Source organism: Actinomycetospora chiangmaiensis DSM 45062 (assembly GCF_000379625.1).
Classification (GTDB): Bacteria; Actinomycetota; Actinomycetes; order Mycobacteriales; family Pseudonocardiaceae; genus Actinomycetospora; species Actinomycetospora chiangmaiensis.
On record NZ_KB903244.1, the window covers coordinates 260,947 to 277,243 of the forward strand.

Below are 16,297 nucleotides of genomic sequence, written 5' to 3' on the forward strand. Positions count from 1 at the left end.
GCCGGTGAGTGTCGGACCCGGCGGGTATGCATGACGTCGTGACCGTTCTCGACCGCTTCTCCCCCGCCACGCGGGACTGGTTCACCGGTGCCTTCGGTGAGCCCACCGCCGCGCAGGCGGGTGCGTGGGAGGCGGTCGCCGACGGCGAGCACGCCCTCGTCGTCGCCCCGACCGGCTCGGGCAAGACGCTGGCCGCCTTCCTCTGGGCGCTCGACCGGCTGGCCGCCGCGCCGCTGCCCGAGGAGCCCCAGCGACGCTGCCGGGTCCTCTACGTGTCGCCGATGAAGGCGCTGACCGTCGACGTGCAGCGCAACCTGCGCTCGCCGCTCGCCGGGTTGCGCCAGGCCACCCACCGGCTCGGGCTGCCGGAGCCCGACATCACCGTCGGGTCCCGCACCGGCGACACCCCGGCCGACGAGCGGCGCACGTTCAACCGCACCCCGCCCGACGTCCTCGTCACCACCCCCGAGTCGCTGTTCCTGCTGCTCACCTCGGCGGCGCGGGAGTCGCTGCGCGGGGTCGACACCGTGATCCTCGACGAGGTCCACGCCGTGCTGGCCTCGAAGCGCGGGGCGCACCTGGCGCTGTCGCTGGAGCGCCTCGACGCGCTGCTGGACACGCCCGCCCAGCGCATCGGGCTCTCGGCGACGGTGCGGCCGGTCGAGGAGGTGTCCACCTTCCTCGCGGGCGGGCGCCCCGTGCGGGTGGTGCAGCCGGAGTCGACCAAGGTCGTCCAGGTCAGCGTGGTGGTCCCGGTCGAGGACATGAGCGCGCTCGACGCCGGCGACAACCAGAGCGGCCCGGGCGTCGAGGAGGAGGTCGAGGGCTCCGCCGCCGGCGCCGCGCAGCGCGCCTCCATCTGGCCGGCGGTGCAGGAGAAGGTGCTCGACCTCGTCGAGGCACACCGCTCCACCATCGTGTTCGCCAACTCCCGACGGCTCGCCGAACGGCTGACCGCGCGGATCAACGAGCTCGCCACCGAACGGGCCGCCCTGGCGCAGGCGGAGGCGGAACCGGTCGACCTCGACGCAGACCTCGACGACGACGACCTCGACGACGACTCCGACCACGATTCCGGGGGACAGGCCGAGGCAGCCGTCGTCGCGAGGGGCCCCTTCCCGGCGGAGGCGGTCGGGCAGTCCGGCGTGGCCGAGCCCGCCGAGGTGATCGTGGCGCGGGCGCACCACGGGTCCATGAGCCGCACCCAGCGAACCCTCGTCGAGGAGGCGCTGAAGTCGGGGCAGCTGCCCTGCGTGGTGGCCACGTCGAGCCTGGAGCTGGGCATCGACATGGGCGCGGTCGACCTCGTGGTCCAGGTCGAGGCGCCGCCGTCGGTGGCGAGCGGCCTGCAGCGGGTGGGGCGCGCGGGCCACCAGGTCGGCGCCGTGTCCGAGGGGGTCGTGTTCCCGAAGTACCGGGGCGACCTCGTCTCCTGCGCCGTCGTGGCCGAACGGATGGCCACCGGGAAGATCGAGGCGATGCGCTACCCGCGCAACCCGCTCGACGTCCTGGCCCAGCACGTCGTGGCGATGACCGCCATGGAGAACTGGTCGCTCACCGACCTCACGGCCCTCGTGCGCCGGGCGGCGCCCTTCAGCGGGCTGCCCGACTCCGCGATGACCTCGGTGCTCGACATGCTCGCGGGTCGCTACCCGAGCGAGGAGTTCGGCGAGCTCCGGCCTCGCATCACGTGGGACCGGGTGACGGACGAGCTCGCGGGCCGGCCCGGTGCCCAGCGCCTCGCCGTGACCTCCGGCGGCACGATCCCCGACCGCGGGCTCTACACCGTCGTCACCCCCGGGTCCGGGGAGAACGGCACCGGCGGCTCCCGGGTGGGCGAGCTCGACGAGGAGATGGTCTACGAGTCGCGGGCGGGCGACACGTTCCTGCTCGGTTCCACCACCTGGCGGGTCCTCGACATCACGCGTGACCGTGTGATCGCGGAGCCCGCCCCGGGCGTGCCCGGACGGATGCCGTTCTGGAAGGGCGACGCGCTCGGGCGGCCGCTCGAGCTCGGACGCGCCCTCGGTGCCTTCGTGCGCGAGATCGCGGCGGCCGACGACGGCGCGGCCCGGGAACGGGCGGCCGCGGCGGGCCTCGACGCGTGGGCCGTCGACAACCTCGTCGGCTACCTCGGCGAGCAGCGGGACGCCACCCGGCACGTCCCGAGCGACCGCACGATCGTCGTCGAACGGTTCCGGGACGAGCTCGGCGACTGGCGGATCGTGGTGCACTCGCCGTTCGGTGCCCAGGTCAACGCGCCGTGGGCGCTCGCGATCGCCGCGCGGTTCCGGGAGCAGCGCGGGCTCGAGGTCTCGGCCGCCTCCGCGGACGACGGGATCGTGCTGCGGCTGCCCGACACCCTCGACGACACCGGCGCCGAGATCCTCCCGGGCGCCGAGGACGTGTTGCTCGACCCCGACGAGGTCGACCAGCTGGTGACGGCGGAGGTGAGCGGCTCGGCACTGTTCGCCGCGCGCTTCCGTGAGTGCGCGGCCCGGTCGCTGCTCCTCCCGCGGCGCGACCCCACCCGCCGCACCCCGCTGTGGCAGCAGCGCCAGAAGGCGGCGCAGCTGCTGAGCGTGGCGTCGAAGTACGAGCAGTTCCCCGTGGTGCTGGAGACCTACCGGGAGTGCCTGCAGGACGTCTACGACGTCCCGGGGCTGGTCGAGCTGATGCGCGACGTCCGGTCGCGCTCGGTGCAGGTGGTCGACGTGGCGACCCCGTCGGCGTCGCCGTTCGCCCGGACGCTGATGTTCGGCTACGTCGGGATGTTCCTCTACGAGATGGACGCCCCGCTGGCCGAGCGGCGGGCGGCGGCCCTCTCGCTGGACTCGACGCTGCTGGCCGAACTGCTCGGCTCCGAGGCGATCCGGGAGCTCCTCGACGTCGAGGTGCTCGCGGAGGTGGAGTCGGGTCTGCAGCGCACCGATCCCGAGCGGCACGTGCGCGACGTGGAGGGCACGGCCGACCTGCTGCGCTTCGTCGGTGACCTGACGACGGCGGAGGCCGCTGCGCGCGGGGTGCGCGAGGAGTGGCTGGAATCGCTCGAGTCCTCGCGCCGGGCGCTGCGGGTGAAGATCGCGGGCGAGCGGCGCTGGGTGGCGATCGAGGACGCGGGCCGGCTGCGCGACGCGCTCGGTGCAGGGCTCCCGGTCGGGGTGCCCGAGGCGTTCACCGAGCCGGTGGCCGATCCGCTCGGCGACCTGCTCGCCCGCTACGCCCGCACCCGGGGGCCCTTCCCGGCGTCCGCCGCGGCCCGTCGGTTCGGGCTCGGACCCGCCGTCGTGTCGTCGGTGCTGGAGCGGATGGCGGGCGCCGGGCGGCTCGTGCGCGGCGAGCTGCGCCCGACCGACGCCCCGCCGGTGCCGGGCGACACGGGGGTCCCCGGCGGGGCGGACGGAGCGCAGCGGAGCTCGACCGCGGCGACGGGCATCGACTTCTGCGACGCCGAGGTCCTGCGCCGCATCCGGCGCGGGTCGCTCGCCCGGCTCCGGGCCGAGGTCGAGCCGGTCGAGCCGGCGGCGCTCGGACGGTTCCTGCCCTCGTGGCACGGCATCGGTGGCCGCCGCCGGCGCGCCCCGAGCCCCGACGACCTGCTGAACGTGATCGAGCAGCTCGCGGGCGCCCCGGTGCCGGCGAGCGCGTGGGAGTCGCTCGTGCTGCCGGCCCGGTTGCCCGGCTACACCTCGGCGCTGCTCGACGAGCTCACCAGCGCCGGGGAGGTCACGTGGACCGGCTGCGGCACGTTGTCCGGCGGGGACGGGTGGCTCGCCGTCGCCCCGGCCGACGTCGCCGACCTGATGCTGCCCGAGCCCGACGACGGGTTGGCGGAGTCGCCGCTGCACCGGGCGCTGCTGGAGGCCCTCGACGGCGGCGGTGCGCTGTTCTTCCGCACGCTCTCCGACCGCGCCGGCACGATCCTGCGCGATGCCGGCGAGACGATCCCCGACGACCCGACCACCACCGAGGCGCTGTGGGACCTGGTGTGGGCGGGCCTCGCCACGAACGACACCCTCGCGCCGGTCCGGGCGCTGGTGTCGGGCGGCGGGGGGCGGTCGAAGGCCGCGCACAAGCAACGGCGGACGCCGTCGCGCGGCCGGTACGCGCGGGTCGGGCGGCCGCAGATGCCGTCGCGGACCGGCCCGCCGACCGTCGCGGGCCGGTGGTCGGCCGTACCGGAGCGGGAGGCGGACGCCACCCGGCGGGCACAGGCCCGCACCGAGTCCTTCCTGGAGCGGCACGGGGTGCTCACCCGTGGCGCGCTCGACACCGAGCGGATCACCGGCGGATTCGCCGGCATCTACCCGGTGCTGCGCGCCATGGAGGAGTCCGGCCGCTGCCGGCGCGGCTACGTCGTCGAGGGGCTGGGCGCGGCGCAGTTCGCCGTGCCCGGCGCGATCGACCGGCTCCGCGCCACGTCGCGCGACGACGACGCCTCGGCGCGGGGACAGCAGGCCCTCGTGCTCGCGGCGACCGACCCGGCCCAGCCCTGGGGGGCGGCGTTGGAGTGGCCACCGACGCGGGCCTCGCAGGACGGGACGACCGGGCACCGGCCCGGGCGCAAGGCGGGCGCACTCGTGGTCCTCACCGACGGTGAGCCGACGATCTACGTCGAGCGCGGCGGGAAGTCCCTGCTGTCGTTCACCGACGACCGCGACCGGCTGACCGAGGCGGCGACGGCCCTCACCACCGCGGTGCGGGACGGCTCGCTCGGCGGGCTGTCGGTGGAACGCACCGACGGGTCGAGCGCCATGGACGGGGTGCTCGCCGAGGCGCTGGGCGAGGCCGGGTTCCGCAACAGCCCGAAGGGACTGCGCATCCGGGCGTGACGGCCCACGGCGTCGTGACGGGGTACCACCCCACGGGGCGACCCCGACGCGGTGCGCCGGGCGCGGGCTCGGGCGACGGCAGGCAAGATGGGCGCCGCATGGTCCGGCGAGGAGGGAGTCCGATGGCGCTGGCGTGTCCGAGCTGCGAGGTCGGAGCGGCGGAGTACGTCGGGATGGCGGACGACGGCCGCAACGAGATGCGGTGCACGACGTGCGGCCACCACTGGATGCACGGCGCGCGACCCGTGTCGCCCCGGGCGGTGACCCCGAAGCCCGTGAAGACGCCCACCCCGCGCACCCGGGCGCCGCGGGCCGCGACCACGTCGCGGCCGGTCACCACCCGCTCGGTCCCGGCACCCGCCGCGGCCCCCGTCGTGCGACGGTTCCCGACCCTGGACGACGTGCCCGGCGAGGCCCTGCAGCGACTGGCCGCCCTCAAGGCGGCGTGGCCCCGGCAGCGGCCCCGTCCCGACCCCTACGCGGCCGACTTCCGCCGGCTCTACGAGCTGATGTTCAGCCGCGCCGGGCTCCCCCACGCCGAGCCCGGGCCGCTCAAGGACTTCGTGACCACCGACGTGCTGGCGCTGTCGGGCAACACCTCGTCGTTCTCCCGCGAGTGGCGCAAGCTCGGCGACCGCGACGCCTCGCAGCGGTTCCGCGACGCCGTGGAGTACCTGCTGCGGGGCGAGAGCGGCGACGACGAGCAGTCCCCGGACGACCCGCCGCTCGAGGACCGGTTCACCGCCCTGGTCGAGCAGACCAGCCCGCACGCCATGGGGGGCGCCCGGGAGTCGGTGCTGACCCACGTCCTGGCGGTGGCGCGTCCGGAGCGGTTCCTGCCGATCCTCACCGTCGACGGCGGGTCGGGCGGGGAGGGCAAGCGGGAGATCGTGGCGTCGGTGCTCGGCGTCGAGCTCCCGCCCGTGGACCGCACCCGGCACACGATCGGTCGGGTGGCCTGCGGCTCGAACGACCTGCTGGTCGACGCGCTGGGCGCGGGGTTCGCCGACCTCGACGACGCCGCGGCGTTCCTGCTCTGGGCCCACGCTCAGGCCTGAGCCCAGGCGGCCACCTCGGCCCGCAGCTGCGCCCGGCGGGTGTCGTCGACGAAGGCCGCCTCGACGGCGTTGTCGGCGAGGGTGCGGACCTGGTCGCGGTCGAGGTCCAGGGCCGCGGCGACCGCGCGGTGGTTGTCGTCGACGTAGCCGCCGAAGTACGCGGGGTCGTCCGAGTGGACGCTCACCGCGAGCCCGGCGTCGAGCATGGCCGGCAGCGGGTGCGCCGCGAGGGTGTCCACGCACCGCAGCCGCACGTTCGACAATGGGCACACCGTCAGCGGCACGGTCTCCTCGACCAGCCGGGCGACGAGCGCCGGGTCGTCCAGGCTGCGGATGCCGTGGTCGATCCGCTCCACCCCGAGCACGTCGAGTGCCTCCCACACGTAGGCCGCGGGCCCCTCCTCCCCCGCGTGCGCCACGAGCCGGAGGCCCACGGCGCGGGCCCGCGCGTAGACGTCGGTGAACCGCGACGGCGGGTTGCCGACCTCGGCGGAGTCCAGCCCGATCCCGAGCAGCGGCGTCCCACCCGCCAGCAGCGCGTCGAGCACCGCGTCGGCCTCGGCGGCGGGCCGGTCGCGCAGGAAGCACGGGATCAGACCCGTCGTCATCCCGGCCGGGGCCGCCGCCAGGGCGCCCGACACGCCCTCGAGCACCGCCTCGACCGGGACGCCGCGGGCGAGGTGGGCCTGCGGGTCGACGAACAGCTCGACGTGGCGTACCCCGGCCGCTGCGGCCCGCGTCAGGTAGGCCGTCGTCATCGCCGCGAAGTCGGCCGGCTCCCGCAGCACCGCCATGTTCGCGTAGTAGAGGTCGAGGAAGTGCTGGAGGTCGTCGAAGGCGTAGCGGGCGCGCAGGTCGTCCAGGTCGGCGTACGGCAGCGACACCCGGTTCCGCTCCGCCAGCTCCATGATCAGTTCGGGCTCGAGGGTCCCCTCGACGTGGACGTGCAGCTCGACGGCGGGCGGGGTGTCGGTCATGCCGGGGATCCTGGCTCATCCGGGACCGGGTCGGTGCAGCCGCTGCCCCGGACCGACGGGGCGCACCCCACGCGGTGGAGCCGGGCGGTCACGGCCGCCGGTGTCCGCGCGAAGCGGGTGGCCAGGTCGTGGAGCACGGCCGTGCGGGACCGTGAGGGGTCGGCCGCGAGCCAGGCCGCGCGCAGCGCCGCGTCGTCCTCGGCCGACCACGGCAGACCCCCGTTGGCGGGCCGGGGCGGCCGGCGCGGGAACGGCAGGACCTCGCCGTCGGGCACGTCCCACGCGTCGGGCCAGTCCTCCCGCCAGCCGAAGAGCCGCCGTTCCTCGGTGTAGGGGTCGTCCTCCGGGTCCGGCTCGGACAGGGGCCACAGCGGCGGGTCCATCGGCCCGGCGGTGCCGAACTGGTCGTCGGCCCAGGCCGCCCGCAGCAGGGCGTGCAGCCGGCGGGCCGGGAGCGACACCGAGAGTCCCGGCCCCTCGGGCTCCGCCACGGTCCCCGCGTCCGCCCCGACGGGCACGATCGCGACGTACGCCCGGGCGTCGAGGACCTGGATCCGGAGTTCGTGGTCCGCCTCGCGGACCGTGATCATCTCGCGCATGCGGTCAGGGTCGGCGCCGCGTCCCCGCCCCGGCAACGACGCGACCGCACCCTGTGGACAACCGACGATCATCCACAGGCGGTGCTGCGCCGAACGGCAGGAGCTACGACGACCCGGAGGGCTCCACCCACCCGAGCCGGGCCGAGAGCTCCCGGGCCGCCTCCCGCATGTCGCCCACGATCGCCCGCGCCCGTCGCCGCGGGAGGCGGTAGGCGGGGCCCGACGCCGAGAGGGCGGCGACCACGGACCCGTCGTGCGCCCAGACCGGCACGGCGACCGCGTGCATGCCGACCTCGAGCTCCTCGAAGGAGCGCGCGTAGCCCTCGTCGAGGACCCGGGCCAGCTCGGTGCGCAGGGCGGAGGGCTCGGTGATCGTCGCCTCGGTGAACCGCGGGAGCCGGCGGCGCAGCAGGAGCCGCTGCTCCCCGTCGTCCATGTGGGCCAGGAGCACCTTGCCCGCGGAGGTCGCGTGCAGCGGGGTCCGGCGGCCGACCCAGTTCTGGGTGCTCACCGAGGAGGTGCCGAACTCCTGCGCGACGTTGATGGCGGCCTCGCCGTCGGACACCGCGATGTTCACGGTCTCGCCGACGATCTCCGCGAGGGCCTGGCAGGTGGGCTGGCCGAGCCGGGCGAGGTCCATGCGCCCGGTCGTCGCCGCGGCGAGCCGCACGATGCCGAAGCTCAGCGCGAACTTGCCCCGGTCACCGAGCTGCTCGAGCAGGCCGCGGCGCTGCAGGGCGGACACCAGGCGGGACGCGGTCGACTTGTGGACGCCGAGCTCCTCGGCGATCTCCGTGATGCCGGCCTCGCCGCGCGCCGCGAGGATCTCGAGGATCGTGACCGCCCGGTCGACCGACTGGACCGACGAGCGATCTCCCCGGTCACCGTCGGCCCTCGTCACGCAGGGCAGTGTAACGACCCCGAACGGCGCAGCGCCGGGTCGCGACAACGGTGTAGAACCTCCGGGGTCCCCGGTCACACCCGCCGGGTCCGACCATTCGGACCAGGCGCGCAGGGTCCAGACTGTCCTCCGTGCCCAGGGCCGACACCGAGCTCGCCACCGATCCGCAGCCGCCGTCGGGCTCCGGGACGGACGCCGGGCCGCTGCACGGGACGCGGCCGCGCCCGCCGGCAGCGCACGTGGTGCACCGCGGGCCCGGGCCGCTGGACCACGCCGGGTTGCGCTGGCTGCGCGTCGACGCCCTCGGGCTGGTGGTGGGGGTCGCCTTCGGCTCGCTCGCGATGACGCCGTCGCTCATCCCCCGCGACTGGATGGTCCAGGGCCTCGCCACCGGCCTCTCCGCCGCGGCGGGGTACGCGGTGGGCACGTCGCTGTGGTTCCTCGTCCGCCGGACCCGTGTCGGCCTGCGGTTCGTCGCCCACCTCCGGCTGTGGGTGCCGCGTCCGGTGCGGCTGGCCGCGTGGCCCATCCTGCTCGTCGCGGCCGTGGTGGTCGTGCTGATCGCCCTGGTGGCGGGCGTGCACTGGCAACGGGAGCTGGCCGCGCTCATGGGGCTGGAGCCTCCGACGCTGCTCGGGTACTCCCGCGCGGTACCGCTCGGCCTCCTGGTGGCCGTCGTGCCGATCGGCGCCGTCCGGATCGTCCGCCACGCCGACCACGTGCTCGTCCGCGGCCTGCGGCGCTACGCCCACCTGCCGCGGCGCATCGCCGCCGCGGTGGCCGTGGTGCTGCTCGCCGTCGTCCTGGCGGCCTTCGCGAACCAGGTGGTGCTGCGCGGCACCCTCGCCGTCGTCGACCAGGCCTTCTCCGGGGTCAACGACGAGAGCTACCCGGGGTTCGACCGGCCCACGAGCCCGACGCGCTCGGGCTCGCCCGGTTCGCTCGTGCCCTGGGAGACCCTCGGCAAGGAGGGCCGTCGCTTCGTCGCGGCCGGTCTGCCGGCGGCGACCCTCGCCCGCGCGGCGGGACGCCCGGCCGTCGATCCGGTCCGGGCCTACGTGGGCCTCGAGTCGGCCCCCGACGCCCAGGCGCGCGCGGACCTCGCCGTCGCCGAGCTCGACCGCGAGGGCGCGTTCGCCCGGCCGGTGATCGCGGTCATCACGACGACGGGCACCGGCTGGGTCGACGATCCCGTGTCCAACTCGCTGGAGGCCCTGTACGGCGGGGACAGCGCCATCGTCGCGACGCAGTACTCCTACCTGCCGAGCTGGCTGTCGTTCCTGTTCGACGGGCCGCGCGCGGAGGAGGCCGGGCGGTTGCTGATCGACGCGGTGCACGCGCGCATCGAGGCCATCCCGGCCGGTCTGCCCCGCCCGCGGATGCTGGTCTTCGGGGAGAGCCTCGGCTCGCAGGGCTCGGAGGCCGCGTTCTCCTCCCTCGCCGACGTGCGGGCGAACACCGACGGCGCGCTCTGGGTCGGGCCGCCGAACTCCAACCGGCTGTGGTCGCAGATCGTGTCCCGCCGCGACCCCGGCTCCCCCGAGGTGCTCCCGACCTACTCCGACGGTCTGGTGGTGCGCTTCGCCGCCGGGGCGGGGGCGGCCGCGGTGTCCCACACACCCTCCACCCCGTGGATCACACCGCACGTGCTCTACCTGCAGCACCCGTCCGACCCCGTCGTCTGGTGGTCCCCGCGCCTGCTCTGGGAACGGCCCGACTGGCTCGTCGAGCCCCGGGGCTACGACGTGCTCGGCGCCATGAGCTGGTACCCGGTGATCACCTTCTGGCAGGTGACGATCGACCTGGTCAACGCCGTGGACGTGCCGCCGGGCCACGGCCACGTCTACCAGGACGAGGTCCTCCGGGGGTGGGCGGCGATCGGCGCCCCGCAGGGATGGACCGACGCCGACACCACCCGGGTGCAGCAGGCCCTCGTCGGGACCTCCGCGACCTCCGTCGGCGGGTGACCGCCCGGGGAGTGGGCGCCCTCACCGCTCGCACACAGGACCGGGTGGCACCGTGGAGGGGTCCGCGACCGCTCCCCCGAGGTGACATGACCGCCGCCCTCCCCGCCGCTCCCCCACGGCGCGTGCCCGCCGTCCTCGTCCTCTCCGCCGTCGTGGCCGTGGTGGCCGCCGGGCTGGTGGCGTGGAACAACCTGCTCGTGCCCGTGCTGCCCGCCGACCCGGTGGTGCGCATGATCGCGAACGTCGCGGGCGTGCTGGTGCTGGTGCTGGCCGCCCGCGCGGGCGGTCTCACGTGGCGGGACCTGGGGCTCTGCCCGACGACGTGGCGGGCCGGCCTGCGCTGGGGCGGCGCCGCGGTGGGCCTGGCGGCGCTCGGCTACGGCATCGCGTTCCTGCTGCCGGCCACCCGCCCGTTGCTGGAGAACCCGGGCGTCGAGTCGAGCTCGTCCTCCGCCCTGGTGCTGCGTGCGCTGCTGCTCATCCCCGTGGGCACCGTGCTGTGCGAGGAGCTGGCGTTCCGCGGGGTGCTGCACGGGTTGACCGAGCGGGCCTGGGCGGGGCGCCTCTGGGCCGGGCGCGGGGTCGTGTTCGCCGTGGCCTCGGCGTTCGCCGTGTGGCACCTCGCGGGTGCGCTGGCCTCCCCGGTCGGCGGTGTCCCCGTGCTCGGCGTGGTGGTCGTGCTGCTGGTCACCGCCCTGGGCGGGGTCGTGATGTCGGTGGTGCGCCGCCGGACCGGCTCGCTGTTCGCCTCCATCGGCATCCACCTCGGCACCAACGTCGTCGGGCTCGTCGCGGTCCTGCTCGCCACCCGCTGATCGTGAGATAGGGAATATCCGGGCACACCCGGACGTACGGTGCGTCTAGTGTTTCGTTGCGCGATACACGGAATCGACGGATCGGAGGACGGGTGGCGCAGGCTGACGTCGGAGCTCGGCCGGGTGCCTCACCCGCGCTGGTCGTCGCGGTCCTCTCCTCGGTGGGGCTGATCGCCTCGCTGTGCATGACGCTGGTGGTGCCGATCGTGCCCCAGCTCCCCGCCCTGCTCGCCACGACGCCGGCGAACGCCTCCTGGGTGATCACCGCGACGCTGCTCGGCGGCGCGGTCGCCACGCCCATCGCGGGCCGGCTGGGCGACATGATCGGCAAGCGCCGTGTCCTCATCGCCACCCTCGCGTTGCTCGTCGTCGGGGCCCTGATCTGCGCCCTGACCTCCTCGCTCGTGCCGGTGCTCGTCGGGCGCTCGCTGCAGGGCGTCGCGGTCAGCGCGGTGCCGCTCGGCATCAGCCTCATGCGCGACGCGCTCCCGCCGGAGCGCCTCGGCTCGGGCATCGCCCTCATGAGCGCGACCCTCGGTATCGGCGGCGGGCTCGGCCTGCCGCTCTCGGCCCTCATCGTCCAGATCGCCGACTGGCACGCGCTGTTCTGGACCGCCGGGGCCCTCGGCGTCGCCGGCATCCTGCTGATCCTCGCGGTCATCCCCGAGTCGGCCCAGCGCTCCGGGGGCCGCTTCGACGGGCTCGGCGCGGTCGCGCTCACCGTCGGCCTCGTCCTCGGTCTCCTCGCGATCTCCAAGGGCGCCGAGTGGGGCTGGGGCAGCGCCCCGACCCTCGGCTCGGCGATCGGCGCCGTCGTCGTCCTGCTCGCCTGGGGCGGCTGGGAGCTCCGGACCACCGACCCGATCGTCGACCTCCGTGTCACCGCCCGGCGGGCCGTGCTCGTGCCGAACCTCGTCTCGGTGCCGGTCGGCGTCGCGATGTTCACGGGCATGGTGACCTTCCCGCAGCTGCTGCAGGCCCCGACGTCGTCGGGCTACGGCCTCGGGCTCTCGCTGCTCGCGGCGGGCCTCGTGCTCGCGCCCAACGGCGTCGTCATGATGCTGATGTCGCCGGTCACCGCGCGGGTCTCGGCGCGGTTCGGCCCCCGCACCTCGCTGCGGATCGGGCTCGTGATCATCGTGATCGCCTACGCCCTGGGCACGATGCTGCTCTCGGCGCCCTGGCACGTCGCCCTGGTGATCTCGCTGGTCGGCGCGGGTGTGGCGCTGGCCTACGGGTCGCTGCCCGACCTGATCATGCGGGCCGTCCCCACCGACAAGACGGCCGCGGCGAACGGACTGAACACGCTGATGCGCTCGGTCGGCACCTCGACGGCCTCCGCCGTCGCCGCCGTCGTGCTCTCGGCCATGATCGTCCGGTCCCCGTTCTACACCGGCCCCTCGCTCGCCGGGCTGCAGACCACGCTGTGGATCGCCGCGGGCTGCGGCCTCGTCGCCCTGGTCGCGTCGGCGCTGATCCCGGTGCTGCCGCGGTCGCGGTCCGTGGACGCCACGGTGGTCGAGACCGAGGTCCCCCTTCCCGACGACGGGCGTGGTCCTGCCGTGCACGGGCACGTCCGGCTCGCCGGCGGCGCCCCGGCGTCCGACGCGCGCGTGACCCTGGTCGACCTGCACGGCCGCCAGCTCGCCGTCGTCCCGGTCGAGGCCGACGGGACCTTCCGCGCGCCGGTCGACCACCCCGAGACCGTGCTCGTCATCGCCAGCGGCCCCGGCGGGCGGCCGACGGCCCAGCACGTGTCGCCCGCCGAGCGCTCGGCCCCGCGGGACCTGGTGCTGGCGCGCTAGTCACTCCCCCTCGTGGCAGGAAAGCGTCGTTGCTGTCACTGGACGGCAGCAACGACGCTCCGCTGCCACAGGGTGGAGCCCGCCCACGGCACGGGTGGGAACGGCCCCGGCGGGGCATGCTGGGGGCGTGCCCGAGGGTGACACCGTGTTCCTCGCCGGCCGTCGCCTCGACGACGCGCTGGCCGGGAAGGAGCTGACCCGCGGCGAGCTGCGGCACCCCCGGCTGATCGGCCACGACCTCGCGGGGCGCACCGTCCTCGGCGTCGCGAGCGTCGGCAAGCACCTGTTCACCCGCTTCGACGACGGGCGCAGCCTGCACAGCCACTTCCGCATGGACGGGTCGTGGCACCTCTACCGGCCGGGGCGCCCGTGGCGGGGCGCCGACCACGAGATCCGGGCGATCCTGGCGGTGGAGGACCGGGTCGCGGTGGGGTTCCGGCTGCACGACCTCGAGCTGCTGCCCACCGACGAGGAGGACCGCTTCGTCGGCCACCTCGGCCCGGACCTGCTGGGCGATGACTGGGACGACGAGACGTCGACCGCCGAGGTCCTGCGCCGGTTGCGGGCCGACCCCGACCGGGAGCTCGGGACGGCGCTGCTCGACCAGCGGGTCGCCTGCGGCGTGGGCAACCTCTACAAGGCCGAGATCTGCTTCCTGCTCAAGGTGTCGCCGTGGACGAAGGTCGGCGACCTCACCGACCGGCAGACCGCCGACGCCGTCAGCTGGTCGCGCAAGCTGCTGCTGCGCAACGCCTGGCGCCCGGAGCAGTCGACCACCGGCGACCTCGGTGAGGGCGCCCAGCACTGGGTCTTCGAGCGGGGCGGCCGGAACTGCCGGCGTTGCCGGGACGTGGTGCGGGTGTCCCGGCAGGACGACGGGACCAAGGACGCCGAGGACCGGGTCGCCTACTGGTGCCCGACGTGCCAGCCCGGGCCCCATCCGGACGTCCCCCGCGCCCGGGGTGGCCGTCGTCCCCAGCAGCAGACGGGCCGCCGGGCCCGCTACTGACGGGGCCGGCACCCGGTCGGCGCGGAACGCACGAAGGGCCCCCTCGCTCGGTGTCCGAGCGACGGGGCCCTCCGGTCTCCGAAGCGGGCGCCTCAGTTCTGCTGCGGCGGCGCGTACTGCTGGGTCGGCTGCGCCGGGGCGGGCTGCGCCGGCTGCGTCTGACCGGCCGCGGGCTGACCCTGCGTGACCTGGCTCGGCCCGTGCATCGACGCCCGGATCTGCTCCAGGCGGCTCTGCCCGGCGAAGTCGGCGGACGCCTGCTGCACCTCGAGCATCCGGCCCTGCACGCTGTTCTGCGCGAGCTCCGCCTGGCCGAGGGCGGTAGTGTACCGCTTCTCGATCTTGTCGCGGACCTCGTCGAGCGACGGGGTGTTGCCCGGGGCGGCGACCTCGCTCATCTGGCGCAGCGAGTTCGACACCTGCTCCTGCATCTTGGCCTGCTCGAGCTGGCTGAGGAGCTTCGTGCGCTCCGCCAGCTTCTGCTGCAGCACCATGGCGTTGCGCTCCACGGCCTGCTTGGCCTGCTGCGCCGCACCGATCGACTGGTCGTGCAGCGTCTTGAGGTCCTCGACGTTCTGCTCGGCGGTCACCAGCTGGGTGGCGAACGCCTGCGCCGACTGCTCGTACTGCTGCGCGGCCTGCTCGTCGCCCTTGGCACGCGCCTGGTCGGCCATCGTCAGCGCCTGCCGCGCCGACGACTGCAGCTTCTCGATGTCACCCAGCTGGCGGTTCAGCTTCATCTCCAGCTGCCGCTGGTTGCCGATCACCGAGGCCGCCTGCTGCGACAGCGCCTGGTGCTGGCGCTGGGCGTCCTCGATCGCCTGCTGGATCTGCACCTTGGGGTCCGCGTGCTCGTCGATCTTCGACGAGAACGCCGCCAGGAAGTACTTCCAGGCCTTCACGAAGGGGTTGGCCATCTGCTCCCGCCCAACTCGTCACCGTCCGCACAGGCCGCTGACGCTGACCTGGTCCGTACCCATCGTGTCAGCTCCGCCCGCAGTCGACCACCGAGGTCCCGTCCCCGGTGTGGCGGGCGGTGGACTCAGGCCGCCGAACGCACCGTGTCGGCCCGGCCCAACGTCACGAGCTCGACCAGACGCAGCTCGCCCGTCGACTCGTCGACCGGGGCCTCGTCCCGGTCCTCGCCCGACCCCTCGGGGGTCTCCACCAGGTCCACCACCTCGGCCGCGGGCGTCTCGTCCGTGGCCGTGCCGGCGCCCTCGGCGGGCGCGCCCTCGAAGGCCTCCTCGACCGCCGAACGGAGCGCGGGGTCCACCGAGTACTTCCCCGTCGCTCCGCTCGCCTCGACCAGCCGCCGGTCGGCCAGGCGGGCCGGGCGGGCCGGGCGGCGGGGCTCCGCCGGCGCGGGCCGCATGGTGGCCGCGACGTCGTCGAGCAGGTCGGGCAGCGGGAGCGCGAGCGCGTCGCAGATCGCCGCGAGCAACTCGCTCGACGGCTCCTTGCGCCCACGCTCGATCTCGGACAGGTAGCCCAGGCTCACCCGTGCGTCCCGCGAGACGTCCCGCAGGGTCCGCCGACGCTCGGTGCGGGCGCGACGGATCGTGCCGCCGATCGCCTCGCGCAACAACAGCGCCATGTGAGCACCTCCCGGCCGTACCCGCCGTCGGGAACCCAGCGGCCCCGCGGAGAGCCCGGCATCGATGACCGTTCCGACCACGGTACCGACTCCCGCGTCCCCGCGTCGGGGGCGAGCACCACGTTCACCGTGGGCGAACTGCCGGTCGGTCCGTCGGTCAGTGCAGCGCGGCACGGCGCAGGCGGACCGCCTGGGCGACGTAGTCGAGCCCCGTCACGACGGTCACCACCACCGCGAGCAGGAACAACGTCGCCACGCCGGGCGCGGCCCAGGCCGGCAGCGGCATGATCGCGAGCCCCAGCGCGAAGGTCTGCAGCACCGTCTTGACCTTGCCGCCGCGGCTCGCGGGGATCACCCCGTGGCGCAGCACCCAGAAGCGCAGCGCGGTCACCCCGAGCTCGCGGACCGCGATGACGATCGTCACCCACCAGCCCAGCTCGCCGAGCACCGACAGCCCGATCAGCGCGGCCCCGACGAGGGCCTTGTCGGCGATCGGGTCGGCGATCTTGCCGAAGTCGGTGACGAGGCCCCAGCGCCGGGCGAACTCGCCGTCGAAGGAGTCGGTGACCGAGGCCAGGGCGAAGACGCCGAACGCGATCCAGCGCCACCCGGCGTCGTGACCCCCGGCCGTGAACAGCGCCACGAGGAACACCGGGACGAGCACCAGCCGCGCCACGGTGAGCGCGTTGGCGATGTTGACCAGTGGAACGACGCGATCCGCCGCGTTCCTATCCACG

12 protein-coding genes are annotated in these 16,297 nt (G+C 75.0%); 6 read left to right on the top strand and 6 right to left on the bottom strand.

Annotated features, from left to right (window positions below):
* Nucleotides 1-26: 26 nt before the first annotated feature.
* Nucleotides 27-4,832 carry an ATP-dependent helicase gene (locus A3CO_RS0123115; protein WP_026204910.1) on the top strand — a complete coding sequence of 1,602 codons (4,806 nt, stop codon included), beginning with the start codon at nucleotides 27-29 and terminating at the stop codon, nucleotides 4,830-4,832.
* A 122-nt stretch (nucleotides 4,833-4,954) separates the two neighbouring features.
* Entirely contained in the window at nucleotides 4,955-5,890 is a 936-nt protein-coding gene (locus A3CO_RS33950; RefSeq protein WP_018334629.1) for a zinc ribbon domain-containing protein, read from the top strand.
* Here the strand turns inward: A3CO_RS33950 and A3CO_RS0123125 are convergent.
* The 3 genes from A3CO_RS0123125 to A3CO_RS0123135 form a co-directional block, all read right to left on the bottom strand.
* The gene (locus A3CO_RS0123125; RefSeq protein ID WP_018334630.1) at nucleotides 5,881-6,867 is read right to left on the bottom strand and encodes an adenosine deaminase; all 987 of its coding nucleotides are present in this window, start codon (nucleotides 6,865-6,867) and stop codon (nucleotides 5,881-5,883) included. The genes A3CO_RS33950 and A3CO_RS0123125 overlap by 10 nt on opposite strands.
* Complete coding sequence (locus tag A3CO_RS36230) at nucleotides 6,864-7,466, bottom strand: hypothetical protein (RefSeq protein ID WP_018334631.1); 603 nt, start codon at nucleotides 7,464-7,466, stop codon at nucleotides 6,864-6,866. The genes A3CO_RS0123125 and A3CO_RS36230 overlap by 4 nt, the downstream gene beginning before the upstream one ends.
* 103 nt (nucleotides 7,467-7,569) lie before the next feature.
* Nucleotides 7,570-8,367 carry an IclR family transcriptional regulator gene (locus A3CO_RS0123135; protein ID WP_018334632.1) on the bottom strand — a complete coding sequence of 266 codons (798 nt, stop codon included), beginning with the start codon at nucleotides 8,365-8,367 and terminating at the stop codon, nucleotides 7,570-7,572.
* A 131-nt stretch (nucleotides 8,368-8,498) separates the two neighbouring features.
* Between A3CO_RS0123135 and A3CO_RS33960 the strand changes: the two genes are divergently transcribed.
* The 4 genes from A3CO_RS33960 (at nucleotide 8,499) to A3CO_RS0123155 (ending at nucleotide 13,963) form a co-directional block, all read left to right on the top strand.
* Nucleotides 8,499-10,334 carry an alpha/beta hydrolase gene (locus A3CO_RS33960; protein WP_018334633.1) on the top strand — a complete coding sequence of 612 codons (1,836 nt, stop codon included), beginning with the start codon at nucleotides 8,499-8,501 and terminating at the stop codon, nucleotides 10,332-10,334.
* A gap of 86 nt (nucleotides 10,335-10,420) precedes the next feature.
* Complete coding sequence (locus tag A3CO_RS0123145; protein ID WP_018334634.1) at nucleotides 10,421-11,149, top strand: CPBP family intramembrane glutamic endopeptidase; 729 nt, start codon at nucleotides 10,421-10,423, stop codon at nucleotides 11,147-11,149.
* Between the two features lie 92 nt (nucleotides 11,150-11,241).
* Nucleotides 11,242-12,954 (top strand): MFS transporter, encoded by a 1,713-nt coding sequence (locus A3CO_RS0123150; RefSeq protein WP_018334635.1) that lies wholly within the window; start codon nucleotides 11,242-11,244, stop codon nucleotides 12,952-12,954.
* Between the two features lie 127 nt (nucleotides 12,955-13,081).
* On the top strand, nucleotides 13,082-13,963 hold the full coding sequence (locus A3CO_RS0123155) for a DNA-formamidopyrimidine glycosylase family protein (RefSeq protein WP_018334636.1): 882 nt from the start codon (nucleotides 13,082-13,084) through the stop codon (nucleotides 13,961-13,963).
* A 92-nt stretch (nucleotides 13,964-14,055) separates the two neighbouring features.
* Here A3CO_RS0123155 and A3CO_RS0123160 read toward each other — a convergent pair whose 3' ends face one another.
* From A3CO_RS0123160 to pgsA, 3 genes are all read right to left on the bottom strand, one after another.
* Nucleotides 14,056-14,880, bottom strand: coding sequence for a PspA/IM30 family protein (locus A3CO_RS0123160; protein WP_018334637.1), 825 nt, complete (start codon nucleotides 14,878-14,880; stop codon nucleotides 14,056-14,058).
* 125 nt (nucleotides 14,881-15,005) lie between these two features.
* Nucleotides 15,006-15,560, bottom strand: coding sequence for a helix-turn-helix domain-containing protein (locus A3CO_RS37665; protein ID WP_018334638.1), 555 nt, complete (start codon nucleotides 15,558-15,560; stop codon nucleotides 15,006-15,008).
* A 157-nt stretch (nucleotides 15,561-15,717) separates the two neighbouring features.
* Nucleotides 15,718-16,296 (bottom strand): CDP-diacylglycerol--glycerol-3-phosphate 3-phosphatidyltransferase, encoded by a 579-nt coding sequence (pgsA, locus tag A3CO_RS0123170; RefSeq protein ID WP_026204912.1) that lies wholly within the window; start codon nucleotides 16,294-16,296, stop codon nucleotides 15,718-15,720.
* Nucleotide 16,297: the final 1 nt, after the last annotated feature.